The following is a 15,903-nucleotide window of genomic DNA, read 5'->3' as shown; positions in this document are numbered from 1 at the left end:
GAAGGGCCCGCGAGCGGTCAGCGAGACCGGATCAGCCGAGGGCCCGGATCAGCCGAGAGCGGAGAGCAGCCGGTCGTACTCGGCCTGCGTCACGCCCAGCACCGTGCCGTGGCGCGGACGGCCGGGGAGCTGGTAGTCGGCCGGGACCGTCCAGTCGCCCGACTCGAGGTCGGTCGTCTCGAACGGCACGTAGCCGCGCCCGCCGAACTCGTCGATGAACAGGTACCACTTGTCCTCGGTGTTGGACTTGAAGATCGTCGGCCCCTCACCTCGGGAGATCGAGCCCTTGCCGATGCACTCCTTGAGGAAGTCCCAGTTCGTGTTCGTCAGGGAGGTGGACTTCTCCTCGATGATGAACTTGCTGCACGGGGTCGAGGAGGTGTTGTTCCGCTCGTCCTTCGTGAAGCGGTAGTAGGTGCCGTTGTGCTCGATCACGGTCGAGTCGATGACCGAGTAGCCCGGGTCCTTCCAGACCTTCGGCTCGGAGAAGGTGTAGAAGTCGCGAGTCGTCGCGTACAGCATCTTGTTGTACGTGTCACCCGTGTGCTGCGGGTTGTCGTACAGCTTGGACGCCCAGAACACCACGTACGCGCCGAGGGTCTTGTCGTAGTACGCCTCCGGCGCCCAGGTGTTGCCGGCCTCCGGCGGGGAGACCTGGACGAGCCGCTGGTTCGTCCAGTGCACCAGGTCGGTCGACTCGGCCACCATGATCGAGCGGCTGCCGGTCCGCTGCGCGCGGTCCCAGTTGCCGTTGCCGTAGATCTTCAGGTCCGTGGCGATCATGTAGAACCGGTCGCCCTCGGGCGAGCGGATGACGAACGGGTCGCGCAGGCCCTTCTCGCCGACGTCGGAGGTGACCACCGGCTGGCCGGCGTTGAGCTCCTGCCAGTGCAGCGGGTCGTTGCCCTTGCTCAGCGCGTTGTAGATCTGCTCGCCGTTGGAGTAACCCTCACCGGTGAAGTAGGCGAACAGGTAGCCCTTGTACGGCTCCTTGGCGGGCAGCGCCGGCACCTCGGGCTTGAAGATCCGCACGGCCTGGTGGCTGCCACGCGAGATCGTCGCCTTGAGGTTCACCTTCACGGCCTTGGCGCCCGGCTGCGGCCGGTTGACCTCGCCGGTCTCGCTGAGCGTGTCCGGCTTGCTCGACCGCCAGGTGATGGTGGTGCCGTTCTCGCCCTTGGCCGGCAGCGTCAGGTTGCCGCGGACGTCGCCGATGTTGTGCACGACGAGGTTGTCGGCGTCGGTGTCGACGGCCCGCTTGTCGGTGTAGATCGCCTCGACGGTGACGTCGAACGTCCTCGTCTCCGTCGCCGTGCCCTTGGTGAGCGTGGCGGTGAGGGTGACGTGGGCGTCCGCCTCGCCCGCCGGCGGCCGGGTGACGGCGCCGGTCGCGCTGACGACGGACGGGTCGCTGGAGGCCCAGGTGATCGTGGATCCGGACGCGCCCTTGGTGGGCAGCGTGAGGTCGGACCGGACCGCGCCGGTGTCGCCGAGGTCGAGCGCCGCGGCGTCCTGCTTGACGATCTCGGCGTTGACCGGCCCCGCGAGCTGGGCGATCTCGGACGCGCCGAGGGCCCGGCCGTAGACGCGGAAGTCCTTGACCCTGCCCTTGAGGTACTTGTCGCCCGAGTAGAGCGAGCGGCCGATGTAGTTGGCCGTGGTCGTGCCGCCGCCGATCGAGCCCGGGGTGAGCGTGACGGCGGTGTTGCGGGCCACCTCGTCGCCGTTCTGGTACAGCACCCCGACGCCGCCACCGAGCGTGTACGCGATGTGCTGCCAGCCGCCGCGCGGCAGGTTGACGCCGGCGTTGGCGTTCTGCTCCGTCGACCAGTTGCCCGAGGCGATCGACGTGCGGAAGGTGTTGCCGGTGGTGAACAGATAGCCGTTGCCGCTCGACCCGCTCGAGTTGCCGAAGCCGTAGACGAAGTACGGCGTGGCCTGCGTGGGGTCGATCCAGACGTCGAGCGCGACCGTGATCGAGGTCATGCCGCGCATGAGGTTGTCGGGCACCTTCACGTACCCGTTCGTGCCGCCGAGCTGGAGGCCGTCGCCCCAGCTCGCGTCACCGTTGAGCGTGCCGTTCCTGCCGTTGCCGGAGGAGTCGGCCGCCACCGTGCCGGAGGTCTCGTCGAGCTTGTACCAGAGCGCGAGGCCCTCGTCGGCCGCCGAGGCGGCCGACGGGACGAGAGCCCCGGCTCCGAGTGTGAGGGCGGCCAGGCCGCCCATCACGAACTTCTTTACCATCAAAATCCTTGCGCGAGCCGATAGTAGGCCTGGTTCCACCGCAGTTCCTTGACGAACTGGCGGGAGGTGGTCGCCTCGTCGATGACGAGCAACTCGACGCCGAGCATGTCGGCGAAGTCGGTCAGCTCCTCGGACCCGACGGCCGAGGAGAGCACCGTGTGGTGCGGGGCACCGGCCGTGATCCATGACTCGGCGGAGGTGCGCAGGTCGGGCCGGGGCCGCCACACGGCCCTGGCGACCGGCAGGGCGGGCAGCGGCTCGGGCGGGGCGACCACGTCGATCTCGTTGGCCACCAGCCGGAATCGCTCTCCCATGTCGGACAGGCCGACCACCACGGCGGGGCCGGGTGCGGCGTCGAACACCAGCCGCACCGGGTCCTCCCGCCCGCCGATGCTCAGCGGATGGATCTCGCACGAGGGAGTGTCCGTCGCGATCGTCGGGCAGACCTCCAGCATGTGCGCGCCGAGGATGAGCTCCTCGCCCGGGGTCAGGTGGTAGGTGTAGTCCTCCATGAACGAGGTGCCGCCGGGCAGGCCCGTCGACATGACCTTGAGCGTGCGCAGCAGCACCGAGGTCTTCCAGTCGCCCTCGCCGCCGAAGCCGTAGCCGTCGGCCATCAGCCGTTGCACGGCCAGGCCGGGAAGCTGGCGCAGCCCGCCCAGGTCCTCGAAGTTCGTGGTGAACGCCTTGAAGCCCCCGCCCTCCAGGAAGTGCCGCAGGCCCAGCTCGATGCGGGCGGCGTAGCGCAGCGACTCGTGCCGCTCCCCGCCCGCGCGCAGCTCGGGGGCCATGCGGTAGAGGTCCTCGTACTCCTTGACGAGGGCGGTCACGTCCGCGTCCGCGGCGGCGTCCACGGCCTCGGCCAGCTCGTTGACCCCGTAGGTGTTCACCGACACCCCGAACCGCAGCTGCGCCTCGACCTTGTCACCCTCGGTCACCGCGACGTCGCGCATGTTGTCGCCGAAGCGGGCCAGGCGCAGCGAGCCGACCTCCGCCCGGCCGGCCGCGGCCCGCGCCCAGGTGGCGATGCGCGCCGCCACCGACGGGTCGCTCACGTGGCCCGCGACGGTCTTGCGCGGCACGCCGAGGCGCGTCTGGATGTACCCGAACTCACGGTCGCCGTGGGCGGCCTGGTTGAGGTTCATGAAGTCCATGTCGATGGAACTCCACGGCAACTCCACGTTGGCCTGCGTGTGCAGGTGCAGCAGCGGCTTGCGCAACGCGTCCAGCCCGGCGATCCACATCTTGGCCGGGGAGAACGTGTGCATCCACGCGATCAGGCCGATGCACTCGTCGTCACCGTTGGCCTCAAGGCACACGCGGCGGATCGCCGCCGCGTCGGTGAGCACCGGCCGCCACTCGAGCTCGAACGGCAGCGCCTCGCCCAACTGCTCGGCGATGCGCCGGGACTGCTCGGCCACCTGCCGCAGCGTGTCCTCGCCGTACAGGCCCTGGCTGCCGGTCAGGAACCATAACTTCACAGGTGACTCCTCTGTCCATAGACGTTCTGGTAGCGGTCGTACAAGCTGTCGATGTCGCTCTGCGCGATCGGCAGCGGCTCGCCGAGCTGGCGGGAGATGTGCACGGTGCGCGCGACGTCCTCGCACATCACCGCGGCCTTCACCGCCGCCTTCGGCGACTCGCCGATCGTGAAGACCCCGTGGTTCTGCATCAGCACGGCCCGGGAGCGGTGCCCGGTCAGGGTCTCGACGATGCCCTTGCCGATGTCGTCGTTGCCGATGAGGGCGAACGGCCCGACGGGGATCTCCCCGCCGAACTCGTCGGCCATCGCGGTGAGCACGCACGGGATCGCCTCACCGCGGGCCGCCCACGCCGAGGCGTACGTGGAGTGGGTGTGCACCACGCCGTTCACCTCCGGCATGTGCCGGTAGACGTAGGCGTGCGCCGCCGTGTCGCTGGAGGGGGCCAGGTCGCCCTCGACGAGGTTGCCGTCGAGGTCGCAGACCACGATCGACTCGGGAGTCAGGTCGTCGTACGACACGCCGCTCGGCTTGATGACGAACAGGTCCTCGCCGGGCACCCGGCCCGACACGTTGCCCGCCGTCCACACCACCAGGCCGTAACGCACCAGCTCGGTGTGCAGCCGGCAGACATCCCTGCGAAGTTCATCGATCATGCACTGGCCTCGTTCCTGATCGCGCGGAGCCGGTGGAGCATCCCGCCGTCCGCGAAGTGGTCGTGCAGCCTGCGATATTCGGCGTACAGCCGGTCGTAGGCGTCGGCCCGCCCGGCGTCGGCCCGCCCGGCGTCGGGCACGTAGGCGGCGGTCTCGCGCTTGCCCATCGCCGCCGCGGCGGCCGTGATGTCGGGGTAGGCGCCCGCCGCGACGGCGGCGTGGATCGCCGAGCCGAGGGCCGGCCCCTGGTCGGAGCCGATCACCGACAGCGGGCGGCGCAGCACGTCGGCGTACGTCTGCATGAGGAAGTGGTTCTTGAGCAGGCCGCCGGCGACCACGAACTCCTCCACTGGCACCCCCGACGCCTCGAACGTCTCCACGATCGTCCGGGCGCCGAACGCGGTGGCCTCGATGAGCGCGCGGTAGACGTCCTCCGGGCGGGTGGCGAGCGTCTGCCCGACGACGACGCCGGACAGGGTGTGGTCGACCAGGACCGAGCGGTTGCCGCCGTGCCAGTCGAGCGCGACCAGCCCGTGCTGCCCGACCTTCTGCGCGGCGGCGAGCGAGGTCAGGTACTCGTGCAGGCCGACTCCCGCCTCCGCCGCCCGCTCGGCGTACGACGCGGGCACGCAGTTGTCCACATACCAGCCGAAGATGTCGCCGACGGCGGACTGGCCCGCCTCATAACCCCACAGCCCGGGCACGATGCCATCGCGCACCACGCCGCACATGCCGGGCACCTCGGCGAGCTGGTCGGAGCACATCACGTGGCAGGTGGAGGTGCCCATGATGGCGACCATCTGGCCCGGCCGCACGGCGTCGGCCGCCGCGGCGGTGACGTGGGCGTCGACGTTGCCGACCGCCACCGCGATCCCCTCGGGCAGGCCCGTCCACTCGGCGGCCCGCGCGGTCAGGCGACCGGCGAGGCCGCCGAGCGGAGCGAGATCCTGGCCGTGCCCACCGGTTTCAAGCTTGCGCGTGAAGCCGGCGAAGGCGGGATTGAGCGCGGCCAGGAATTCCTCGGACGGGTAGGCGCCGTCCTGATAGATCCCCTTGTATCCGGCGGTGCAGACGTTGCGGGTCTCCACGCCGGTGAGCTGCCAGATGATCCAGTCGGCGGCCTCGATCCAGCGGTCGGCCCGCTCGTACATCTCCGGGTCTTCCTCCAGGAGCTGCAGGCCCTTGGCGAACTGCCACTCGGAGGAGATCTTGCCGCCGTACCGCGGCAGCCACGGCTCACCGCGCTCAGCGGCCAGCGCGTTGATCCGGTCGGCGTGGGGCTGGGCCGCGTGGTGCTTCCAGAGCTTCGGCCAGGCGTGCGGCCGCTCGGGGAACTCCTCGCACAGCGGATGGCCGTCGGCGGTGGCGGGCAGGATCGTGCAGGCCGTGAAGTCCGTGCCGATGCCGATCACCTGCTCGGCCGGGACCTGCGCGTTGGCCAGCGCCTTCGGCACCGCGTGCCGCAGCACGTCGATCCAGTCGGCCGGCGACTGCAGGGCCCAGTCGGGGCCGAGCCGGACGTCGGAGCCCGGCAGCGCGTCCTCGATCACACGGTGGGCGTACTCGTGGACGGCGCCGCCCACCTCCTCGCCGTCACTCACCCGCACGACGACCGCGCGCCCGGACAGCGTGCCGTAGTCGACGCCGATGACGTAACGCTCGCTGTTAGCGTTCACACAAACTCCAAATCGGAGAAGGAAGAGGTACTGCCGCTCTACTGGCAGCGTCTACCTGCGACGGGCGGTGATCAAGCGCTGCAGCAGGATGAAGGCGAACAGCAGCAGGCCGATGAAGATCTTGGTCCACCACGAGCTCAGCGTGCCCTCGAAGCTGATGATCGTCTGGATCAGGCCGAGGACGAGCACGCCGAGCACGGTGCCGAGCAGGTAGCCGCTGCCGCCGGTGAGCAGCGTGCCGCCGATGACGACCGCCGCGATCGCGTCCAGCTCCATGCCGACCGCGTGCAGTCCGTAGCCCGACAACATGTAGAAGGACAGCAGCACGCCGCCGAGCGCCGAGCAGAAGCCACTGATCGTGTAGACGGCGATCTTCGTCCGCGCCACCGGCAGGCCCATCAGCAGGGCCGACTGCTCGCTGCCTCCCGTGGCGTACACGTTGCGGCCGAGGCGGGTGTAGTGCAGCACGTACGCCGCCGCCAGCACGACCACCACCGCGATCAGCACGCTCGGCGAGATCCACATGTCGCCGCCGAGGTCGATCCTCGTCTGTGCGAACGACGTGAACGTCTCGTTCTCGATGGGGATCGATTCGGTGCCGATCGTGTAGCACAGGCCGCGGGCGAGGAACATGCCCGCCAGCGTGACGATGAACGGCTGGATCTCGAAGTAGTGGATGATCGCGCCCATGCCTAGGCCCAGCACGGCGCCGATCAGCAGCACCAGGGCGATGACCCCGAACGCCGGCCAGCCGTCCTTCAGCAGACTCGCCGCGATCATCGTGGAGAGCGCGACGACGGACCCGACCGACAGGTCGATGCCGCCGGTGAGGATGACGAACGTCATCCCGACCGCGACCACCAGCAGGAACGCGTTGTCGACGAAGACGTTGAGGATGATCTGCCCGGTGGCGAAGCCCTCGTAGCGGATGCCGCCCGCCACGAACATCGCCACGAACAGGCCCGCGGTCACCAGGACCGGGATGTACTTCTGCGGGACCCTGAGGCGGCCGGACCGCAGGCCGCCGGCGATGCTCGTCATGCCGAGACCCTCACCTTCTCTTCGGTCGCCGGGGTCGGCGCCACCGGGCGCCTGCGGCGGCGGAACACCTTCGCGCGGAAGGCCGGAGACTGCAGCAGGCAGACGATCGTCACGACGAGGGCCTTGAACAGCAGGGTGGTCTCCGGCGGGACGCCGATCGAGTAGATGGTGGTGGTCAGCGTCTGGATGATGAGCGCGCCGAGCACGGTGCCGCCGAGCGAGAAGCGGCCGCCCGACAGGGAGGTGCCGCCGATCACGACGGCGAGGATGGCGTCCAGCTCGATCCACAGGCCGGCGTTGTTGCCGTCCGCGCTGGAGACGTTCGAGCTGATCATCAGCCCGGCGATGCCGGCGCACAGCGCGCAGAACGCGTACACCATCATGAGCACGCCGCGGGCGCTGATGCCGGCCAGGCGGCTCGCCTCGGCGTTGCCGCCGACGGACTCGATGAGCAGGCCGAGCGCCAGCCTCCGCGTGAGGAACGCGGTGAGGGCGAACACGACCGCCACGATGATGATCCCGAACGGCAGCGTCAGCCAGTAGCCCCCGCCGATCAGCTTGTACGGCGAGCTGTTGACCGTGGTGATCTGACCGTCGGTGATGAGCTGCGCCAGCCCGCGCCCGGCGACCATCAGGATCAGCGTCGCGATGATCGGCTGGATGCCGATGCCCGCGACGAGGAAGCCGTTCCACGCGCCGAGGATCACCGACAGCACCAGCGCGATCCCGACGGCCGCGAGGACCCCGCCCACCGAGTTCTGGTCGGACAGGTCGCTGATGCGCAGGCAGGCCAGCGCCCCGGCGATCGCCACGACCGACCCGACCGACAGGTCGATGCCGCCGGTCGCGATCACGAGCGTCATGCCGAGCGACACCAGGATCAGCGGCGCGCCGAACCGGACGATGTCGATCAGGCTGCCGTAGAGGTGCCCGTCCTTCATCTGGATGCTGAAGAAGTTGTCGGTGAAGAACAGGTTCAGCAGCAGCAGCGCGGCCAGGATGACCAGTGGCCAGAACAGGCGATGTCGTAGGAACCGGCTCATGATCGGGCTCCGCTCGCGATCGTCTCCGTCAGTGTGTCGGTGGTGAGGCTCTCGTCGTTGTCGAGTTGCGCGACCAGCTTGCGGTCGCGCAGCACGCCCACCTTGTGGCTGAGCCGCAGCACCTCCTCCAGCTCGGCGGAGATGAACAGCACGGCCATCCCGCCGTCGGACAGCTGCGCGACCAGGCGCTGGATCTCCGCCTTGGCGCCGACGTCGATGCCGCGGGTGGGCTCGTCGAGGATGAGCAGGCGGGGCTCCAGGATCAGCCAGCGGGCCAGCAGCACCTTCTGCTGGTTGCCGCCGCTGAGGTTCCTGATGAGCTGGTCGGGGTCGGCCGGGCGGATGTTCAGCGCGGCGATGTACTTGTCGACCAGCTCGTCCTGCTTGCGCCGCGGGAGTGGCCGGGTCCAGCCGCGGGCGGCCTGCAGGGCGAGGATGAGGTTCTCCCGGACGGTGAGGTCGGGGACGAGGCCCTCGGCCCGCCGGTTCTCCGAGCAGAAGGCCAGCTTCCTGGCGACCGCGGAGCGGGGCGTGCGCAGGTTGACCTGCTCGCCGCCGATCTTCAGCGCGCCGGTGCCCGCGTGGTCGGCGCCGAACAGCAGCCGGGCGACCTCCGTGCGGCCCGAGCCGAGCAGCCCGGCCAGGCCGACGACCTCGCCCTCGTGGATGGTGAGCGTGAACGGCTCGATCGCCCCGGAACGGCCCAGTTCCACGGCCTCCACCAGTGGCGCGGCCTCGTGGGCCGGCGGGCGGCCCTCCAGCTTCTCCAGGTCGGCCAGCTCACGACCGATCATCTTGCCGACCAGCTCGACCTGGCTCAGCTCGCTGGTGAGGTACTCCCCCACGAGCGTGCCGTTGCGCAGGATCGTCATCCGGTCGGAGATCTCGTAGATCTGGTCGAGGAAGTGGGAGACGAACAGGATCGCGATGCCCTGCTCCTTGAGCCTGCGCATCACCCGGAAGAGCTGGGCCACCTCCCCCGCGTCGAGGCTGGAGGTCGGCTCGTCGAGGATGAGCACCTTCGCCTCGATGTCCACCGCCCGCGCGATCGCCACCATCTGCTGGATGGCCAGCGAGTACGACGACAGCGGCGCCGACACGTCGAGGTCGAGGTCGAGGCGGGCGAGGATCTCCGCCGCCCGGCGGCGCATCTTCTTCCACTGGATCCGGCCGAAGCGGCGCGGCTCGCGGCCGATGAAGATGTTCTCCGCCACCGACAGGTTCGTGCAGAGGTTGACCTCCTGGTAGACGGTGCTGATCCCCGCCTGCTGGGCGGCGAGCGGGCTGTGGAAGGCGACGCGCCTGCCCTCCAGCTCGATCTCGCCGGCGTCGATGTCGTACACGCCGGTCAGCACCTTGATCAGGGTGGACTTACCGGCGCCGTTCTCCCCCATCAGCGCGTGGACCTCGCCCGGCAGCAGCCGGAAGTCGACGCCGTCCAGTGCCTTCACGCCGGGGAACTGCTTGCCGATCCCGCTCATCCGCAGGATCGGCGCGGGTGCGGCCATGCGGCGCCCCTCTCATGCTCGTTTCTGTCGCCGTGGGGCGGGCCGCCCCCACGCGTGGGGGCGGCCCGGAACCCGATCAGTACTTGCGGTTGGGCAGGGCCTCCTTGGCCTGCTCCTGGGTGAAGGTGGTCTCCTCGGTCACCACGCGCGGCGGGACCTGCTCACCCTTGACGACCTTCTTGGCGAGGTCCATGAGCTGGGTGCCGAGCAGCGGGGAGCACTCGACGATGTAGTTGATCTTGCCGTCCGCGAGGGCCTGCATGCCGTCGTGCACCGCGTCAACCGTGATGATCTTGATGTCCTTGCCGGGCACCTTGCCCGCGCCCTCGATCGCCTCGATGGCGCCGAGGCCCATGTCGTCGTTGTGCGCGTAGAGCACGTCGATCTTGGGGTTGGACTTCAGGAAGGCCTCCATGACCTCCTTGCCCTTGGCACGGGTGAAGTCGCCGCTCTGCGAAGCGATGATCTTGAACTTCGGGTCGGCCGAGATGACCTGCTGGAAACCGGCCTTCCGGTCGTTGGCGGGCGCCGAGCCGGTGGTGCCCTCCAGCTGGACGATGTTCACGTCGTCCTTGCTGTCCTTGTACTGGTCGACCAGCCACTGGCCGGCCTTCTTGCCCTCCTCCACGAAGTCCGAGCCGAGGAAGGTCTTGTACAGGCTGGTGTCCTTGGAATCCACGGCCCGGTCGGTGAGGATGACCGGGATCTTGGCGTTCTGCGCCTCCTTGAGGACGGTGTCCCAGCCCGACTCCACGACCGGCGAGAAGGCGATCACGTCGACCTTCTGCTGGATGTAGGAGCGGATGGCCTTGATCTGGTTCTCCTGCTTCTGCTGCGCGTCGGAGAACTTCAGCTCGATGCCGGCCGTCTTGGCGGACTCCTGGATGTCCTTGGTGTTGGCGGTGCGCCAGCCACTTTCCGCGCCGACCTGGGCGAAGCCCATCACGAGCTTTCCGTCGTCGGCGCCACCGCCGGACGAACCGCCGCTGCCGCCGCTGCTGCTGCTACTGCCGCAACCGGCCATCGTCAGTGCGGTGGCACCGGCCAGGATCAGTGCCGAGATCCTCTTCAACACTGTGGGGGATCCTTTCTAACTGTTAGCGCTAACACCTATGGCACAGCGCTGGTCATCTGGTTTGTCTCCGTACGGCTAGCGCGCGGCGACGGCTGTGCTTCCCCTGAGCACGAACTGGGGAGGCACGACGAGACGCTCATGGGGCAACGCCTCGCCCGACTCGATCTGCCGGAGCAGCACGTCGATGCTGCGCCTTCCGACGGCCCCGAAGTCCTGTCTGATGGTGGTGAGCGGCGGGGAGAAGAACTCCGACTCAGGGATGTCGTCGAAGCCCACGATGCTGATCTGCTCGGGGACTTTCACCCCCTCCTCCGTGAACGCGCGCAGGAGGCCGAGCGCCATCTGGTCGTTGGCGACGAACACCGCGGTGACGTCGCCGGCCATGGCGGCGAGCTCCTTTCCGGCGTGGTAACCCGATCGCGGGCTCCAGTCGCCGGTCAGCATGCCGGGGATGGGCCGCCCCGCGGCGGTCAGCACCGCGCGCCAGCCCTCGATCCGGCCCTCGGCCTCCAGCCAGTCCGCCGGGCCGCTGACGTGCCAGACGGTCTCGTGCCCGAGTTCGAGCAGGTGCGAGGTCGCCAGCCTGGCGCCCTCGACCTGGTCGACGCTCACCACGGAGACCTCGCCCTGGTGCCAGCCCTCGACGGCCACGGCGGGCATGCCCGCCGGCAGGTCGTCGAGCGCCCGGGCCGCCGAGCGCTGCGGAGCGACGACGACGATGCCGTCCACCCCCTGCTCGGCGAGGTAGCCGATCGCGTCGTTCACGCCGGCCCTGTCGATGGTCCGCAGGCTCACGATGCTCACGAAGTAGCCCGCGTCCCTCGCGGCCTGCTCGATTCCGTATACCGTGCTCGCCGGGCCGTACAGCGTCGTGTCGAAGCTGACCACGCCCAGCGTGCGCGAGTGCTTGGTGACCAGGGCCCGGGCGACGAGGTTGCGGCGGTAACCGAGCTGGTCGATGGCCCGCAGGACCCGGGTGCGGGTCTCGGCGCGGACGTTCGGATGGTCGTTGAGCACCCGCGAGACCGTCTGGTGCGACACTCCGGCCAGCCTGGCCACGTCGGCCATGACGGGCGGGCGGCGGTCGACGTTGGGTCCCACTGGCGCTCCTCTCATCTGCTTGGGAAGACTGTGAGCGTTAACACGACCCCCCGTCAAGGTGGTGGCCGATTACGGTCCGGTTACGCCGAAACATCGCGTTAACGCCCTATTGACGGACATGCCTTGTGGCTCTTAACTGGTGGCCGAATCCAGCTTGTTAGCGCTCACTTCGCGACCATCTCGTGATGTTAACGCTAACAGAAACCGGAGGAGCCCCCCGAATGAGCAGAAAGGCCTGGTCACTGGCCTTGTCGGCGGCCATGGTGAGCGGTGTGGTGGGCGGCGTGCTCTCCACCACGCCGGCTCAGGCCGAGACCGCCGACCCGATCCCCGCCGGCGCGGCCGTCGACCAGTTCGACGCCGCCGCGCTCGGTCCCGACTGGCAGGTTCTCAACCCCGACAACACCCAGTGGTCCCTGAGCGAGCAGCCCGGCAGCCTGCGGATCCACTCGCTGAAGGGCGACACCTACCAGACCGACAACTCGGCCAAGAACATCTTCCTCATGGACGTCCCCGCCGGGGACTTCGAGGTCGTCACGAAGTTCAGCGCCCCGGTCGCGCTGGACTACCAGAGCGCCGGTATCTTCGCCTGGCAGGACTGGGACAACTACGTCCGCGCCGGTCTCGCGCACGTCGGCTCGTCCGGGGGCAACGTCATCGAGACCGACACCGAGGTGAAGGCGGCCTTCAACGCGTCCTTCGCGAGCCGCTCCGGCTCGACCGGAGAGATTCTGAAGCTGACCAGGGCGGGCAACGAGTTCACCTCGTCCTACTGGGACGGCTCCGCCTGGGTGCAGGCGTCCAAGGTGACCGCCGCACTGAACATCAAGCAGGTCGGCCTGTTCGCGCTGTCCGCGCAGAACGGCACACCGATCGCGGCCGACTTCGACTACTTCGCGGTCAAGGCGGCCCCGGGCAGGACGGTCGTGCCGTCCGGCGCGTTCACGCTGCGCGCGGCCGGCTCCGCGCCGTACCTGTCGGTCGCCAAGGACGGGCAGGTGGTCGCCTCCGACGCCCAGGGCATGACGAGCCTCGCGGTCACCGCCGAGGACAAGGGCGACGGCACGATGTGGCTCAAGGAGCTGAACGGCAAGGACTACGTGCGGGTCGCCGACGACTCGACGCTGCGCCTCGGCTCCACGCCGGGAGCGTTCCAACTCCGCGACGCGGGCGGCGGCAAGGTGTACCTCTCCGCCGGAGACAAGCAGGTCGCGGTGAGCGACGGCAGGCTCGTCGCCACGGCGAAGGGTACGAAGTTCCAGGTCGAGGGGTACGCCAAGGACGTCGGCGCGCTGAAGGTGGACACCGCCTCCGCCGGCACCAAGGTCAGCCCCAACCTGTACGGCATCTTCTACGAGGACATCAACCACGCGGCCGACGGCGGCCTGTACGCCGAGCTCGTGCAGAACCGGTCCTTCGAGTTCAACTCGGTCGACAACCGCAGCTACAACGGCCTCACCGCGTGGACCAGGGTCGGGCGCGGCGGCGCGGCCGGCACGGCCGCCGTGTCCGGCGACCAGCCGCTGAACAGCAACAACCGCAACTTCCTGCGGCTGGACATCACCAGCCCGGGCACCGGTTTCGGCGTGAGCAACACCGGCTTCAACAAGGGCATCGCGGTCCAGGCCGGCAAGACCTACGACCTGTCGCTGTTCGCCCGGCGCACCAGCGGCGGCCCGATCACCGCGACGATCGAGAACGCCGACGGTTCGAAGGTGTACGGCACCGCCACGATCGACGCGCAGTCGGCCGACTGGAAGAAGTACACCGCCACGATCACCGCGAGCGAGACCACCGACGCGGCACGCCTGGTCGTGCTGGCCGGCGGCACCGGCCGGGTCGACCTCGACATGATCTCGCTGTTCCCGGAGGACACCTTCAAGGGCCGTCAGAACGGCATGCGCAAGGACATCGCCGAGACGATCGCCGCGCTCAAGCCGCGGTTCCTGCGCTTCCCCGGCGGCTGCGTGACCAACGTCGGCACCTACGACCCGTACTCGCTCAACCAGGACCGGCGCCGCATCTACCAGTGGAAGGAGACGCTCGGCCCGGTCGAGGAGCGGCCGACCAACTTCAACTTCTGGGGCTACAACCAGACGTACGGCATCGGCTACTACGAGTACTTCCAGTTCGCCGAGGACATCGGCGCCGAGCCGCTGCCGGTGCTGTCGGTGGGCGTCAACGGCTGCAACGAGAACCGGCCGCTGACCGACGAGGCCAAGCTCCAGCGGTGGGTCCAGGACACGCTCGACCTCATCGAGTTCGCCAACGGCCCTGCCGACTCCACCTGGGGCGCCAAGCGGGCCGCCATGGGCCACCCCAAGCCGTTCGACCTGAAGTACATCGGCCTCGGCAACGAGGAGATCTACAACGAGTTCTTCACGAACTACCCCAAGTTCGCGAACGCGGTCCGGGCCAAGTACCCGAACGTCAAGATCCTCTCGAACGCCGGCCAGACGTCCCAGGGCAGCTGGTTCGACCGCATGTGGCAGTTCGCGCGTGACCAGAAGGCCGACCTGGTCGACGAGCACTACTACAACGACCCGAGCTGGTTCCTGGCCAACAACCACCGGTACGACACCTACGACCGCAGCGGCCCGCACGTGTTCGTCGGCGAGTACGCCTCGAAGGGCAACACGTACTGGAACGCGCTGACCGAGGCGTCGTACCTGACCGGCATCGAGCGCAACTCCGACGTCGTCGAGCTGGCGTCGTACGCGCCGCTGCTGTCCAACGTCGACTACGTCAACTGGGCGCCGGACCTCATCTGGTTCGACAACGACCAGGTCTACGGCTCGCCCAGCTACTACGTGCAGCGCCTGTTCTCCCGCAACGTGGGCGACACCGTGCTGCCGAGCACGTACAAGGCGAGCCCGCTGCCGGTGGACGACATCAAGGGCGCCATCGGCCTCGGCTCGTGGAGCACCCAGGTCCGCTACGACGACGTCAAGGTGACCGGGGCCGACGGCACGGTCCTGTTCAGTGACGACTTCTCGAACGGTACGGGCAAGTGGACCCCTGGCCAGGGAACGTGGGCGGTGCAGGACGGCGCGTACGTCCAGACGGCCAACGTGACCGACGCCCGGTCCACGGCCGGCTCGACGGACTGGTCCAACTACACGCTGGAGGTCACCGCCCGCAAGACCGGCGGCGCCGAGGGCTTCCTGGTGATGTTCGGCGCGAAGGACACCGGCAACTTCTACTGGTGGAACATCGGCGGCTGGAACAACACCCAGTCGGCCGTCGAGAAGGCGACGAACGGCTCCAAGTCGTCGATCGCGACCTCCAGCACGACCGTCCAGACCGGCCGTGACTACAAGATCAAGATCCAGGTCTCCGGTCGCCACATCACCACGTGGCTGGACGGCCAGAAGATCAACGACTTCACCGACAACGCCTCCGTCGAACCGCTCTACCAGGTGGTCTCCAAGGACAGCGACACCGGCGACGTGGTGATCAAGGCCGTCAACGTCCAGGACACCGCCGTGCGCAGCACGGTCGACCTCGGCGACGCCAAGATCGCCCCGAAGGCCGTCGTCACCTCGCTGACCGGCGACCCCGCCGCCGTGAACTCGCTCGCCGAACCTACGAAGATCGCGCCTGTCGAGCGGGAGGTGAGCGGCTTCTCCGAGTCGTTCACCTACGACTTCCCCGCCCGCTCGGTGACGTTCATCCGTCTCGGCAAGGACACCCGGGCCGACACCAGCGTCACCGCCCACGCCTCGCCCAAGCAGGTGAAGCAGGGCAAGAAGGTCCAGGTCCACTACAGCGTGGACCCCGAGGGCGCGACCGGTGAGGTGACCGTGTCCGAGGGCGCGACGATCCTCGGCGAGGGCACGCTCAACCCCGGTGGCCAGGGCAAGACCGAGCTCGGCCTCGACCTGCCGGCCGGCACGCACGAGCTCACCGTCTCCTACTCCGGCGACGCCCGCTTCCGGCCGTCGACCACCACCCTCACCCTGGAGGTGAAGCCGTAAGACCCGCCGCCCGGGGTGCGCCATCGCCCCGGGCGGTCTACCCAGTAGACGTCGGGGCCGTCGCCGCCATCCAACCCCCGCGAAAACCCGACGCCCCGTAC

10 protein-coding genes are annotated in these 15,903 nt (G+C 68.8%); 1 reads left to right on the top strand and 9 read right to left on the bottom strand.

Annotated features, from left to right (window positions below):
* Positions 1–48: 48 nt before the first annotated feature.
* The 9 genes from ABZ857_RS21790 to ABZ857_RS21750 all read right to left on the bottom strand — a co-directional run bounded on the left by ABZ857_RS21790 (position 49) and on the right by ABZ857_RS21750 (position 11,792).
* Positions 49–2,244, bottom strand: coding sequence for an immunoglobulin-like domain-containing protein (locus ABZ857_RS21790; RefSeq protein ID WP_357045580.1), 2,196 nt, complete (start codon positions 2,242–2,244; stop codon positions 49–51).
* Positions 2,244–3,725 (bottom strand): L-arabinose isomerase, encoded by a 1,482-nt coding sequence (gene araA / locus ABZ857_RS21785; RefSeq protein ID WP_357045578.1) that lies wholly within the window; start codon positions 3,723–3,725, stop codon positions 2,244–2,246. Before araA ends, ABZ857_RS21790 begins: the two co-directional genes overlap by 1 nt.
* A complete protein-coding gene (locus ABZ857_RS21780) occupies positions 3,722–4,381 on the bottom strand; it encodes an L-ribulose-5-phosphate 4-epimerase (protein WP_357045576.1) in 660 nt (219 codons plus the stop codon). Before ABZ857_RS21780 ends, araA begins: the two co-directional genes overlap by 4 nt.
* Positions 4,378–6,057 carry a ribulokinase gene (araB, locus tag ABZ857_RS21775; RefSeq protein WP_357045574.1) on the bottom strand — a complete coding sequence of 560 codons (1,680 nt, stop codon included), beginning with the start codon at positions 6,055–6,057 and terminating at the stop codon, positions 4,378–4,380. Before araB ends, ABZ857_RS21780 begins: the two co-directional genes overlap by 4 nt.
* A gap of 51 nt (positions 6,058–6,108) precedes the next feature.
* A complete protein-coding gene (yjfF, locus tag ABZ857_RS21770) occupies positions 6,109–7,098 on the bottom strand; it encodes a galactofuranose ABC transporter, permease protein YjfF (RefSeq protein WP_357045572.1) in 990 nt (329 codons plus the stop codon).
* A complete protein-coding gene (locus ABZ857_RS21765; RefSeq protein ID WP_357045569.1) occupies positions 7,095–8,141 on the bottom strand; it encodes an ABC transporter permease in 1,047 nt (348 codons plus the stop codon). The genes yjfF and ABZ857_RS21765 overlap by 4 nt, the downstream gene beginning before the upstream one ends.
* Positions 8,138–9,649 (bottom strand): sugar ABC transporter ATP-binding protein, encoded by a 1,512-nt coding sequence (locus ABZ857_RS21760; protein ID WP_357045567.1) that lies wholly within the window; start codon positions 9,647–9,649, stop codon positions 8,138–8,140. The genes ABZ857_RS21765 and ABZ857_RS21760 overlap by 4 nt, the downstream gene beginning before the upstream one ends.
* Before the next feature lie 76 nt (positions 9,650–9,725).
* On the bottom strand, positions 9,726–10,724 hold the full coding sequence (locus tag ABZ857_RS21755; RefSeq protein WP_357045565.1) for an ABC transporter substrate-binding protein: 999 nt from the start codon (positions 10,722–10,724) through the stop codon (positions 9,726–9,728).
* Positions 10,725–10,799: 75 nt separating this feature from the next.
* Positions 10,800–11,792: a LacI family DNA-binding transcriptional regulator gene (locus ABZ857_RS21750; RefSeq protein ID WP_357045874.1), complete on the bottom strand. Its 993-nt coding sequence runs from the start codon at positions 11,790–11,792 to the stop codon at positions 10,800–10,802.
* 254 nt (positions 11,793–12,046) lie between these two features.
* Between ABZ857_RS21750 and ABZ857_RS21745 the strand changes: the two genes are divergently transcribed.
* Positions 12,047–15,802, top strand: coding sequence for an alpha-L-arabinofuranosidase C-terminal domain-containing protein (locus ABZ857_RS21745; protein ID WP_357045563.1), 3,756 nt, complete (start codon positions 12,047–12,049; stop codon positions 15,800–15,802).
* Positions 15,803–15,903 lie beyond the last annotated feature (101 nt).

This window comes from Microbispora sp. NPDC046933, from assembly GCF_040644635.1.
In the GTDB taxonomy this organism is placed as follows: domain Bacteria; phylum Actinomycetota; class Actinomycetes; order Streptosporangiales; family Streptosporangiaceae; genus Microbispora.
The sequence above is the reverse complement of the archived record's forward strand: the minus strand, read 5'-3'. Positions and strand labels throughout refer to the sequence as shown.

Coding starts and splice junctions, on each gene's coding strand:
- ABZ857_RS21790 (WP_357045580.1), bottom strand. CDS start 2,244: ATGGTAAAGAAGTTCGTGATGGGCGGCCTGGCCGCCCTCACACTCGGA.
- ABZ857_RS21780 (WP_357045576.1), bottom strand. CDS start 4,381: ATGATCGATGAACTTCGCAGGGATGTCTGCCGGCTGCACACCGAGCTG.
- yjfF (WP_357045572.1), bottom strand. CDS start 7,098: ATGACGAGCATCGCCGGCGGCCTGCGGTCCGGCCGCCTCAGGGTCCCG.
- ABZ857_RS21765 (WP_357045569.1), bottom strand. CDS start 8,141: ATGAGCCGGTTCCTACGACATCGCCTGTTCTGGCCACTGGTCATCCTG.
- ABZ857_RS21760 (WP_357045567.1), bottom strand. CDS start 9,649: ATGGCCGCACCCGCGCCGATCCTGCGGATGAGCGGGATCGGCAAGCAG.
- ABZ857_RS21750 (WP_357045874.1), bottom strand. CDS start 11,792: ATGGCCGACGTGGCCAGGCTGGCCGGAGTGTCGCACCAGACGGTCTCG.
- ABZ857_RS21745 (WP_357045563.1), top strand. CDS start 12,047: ATGAGCAGAAAGGCCTGGTCACTGGCCTTGTCGGCGGCCATGGTGAGC.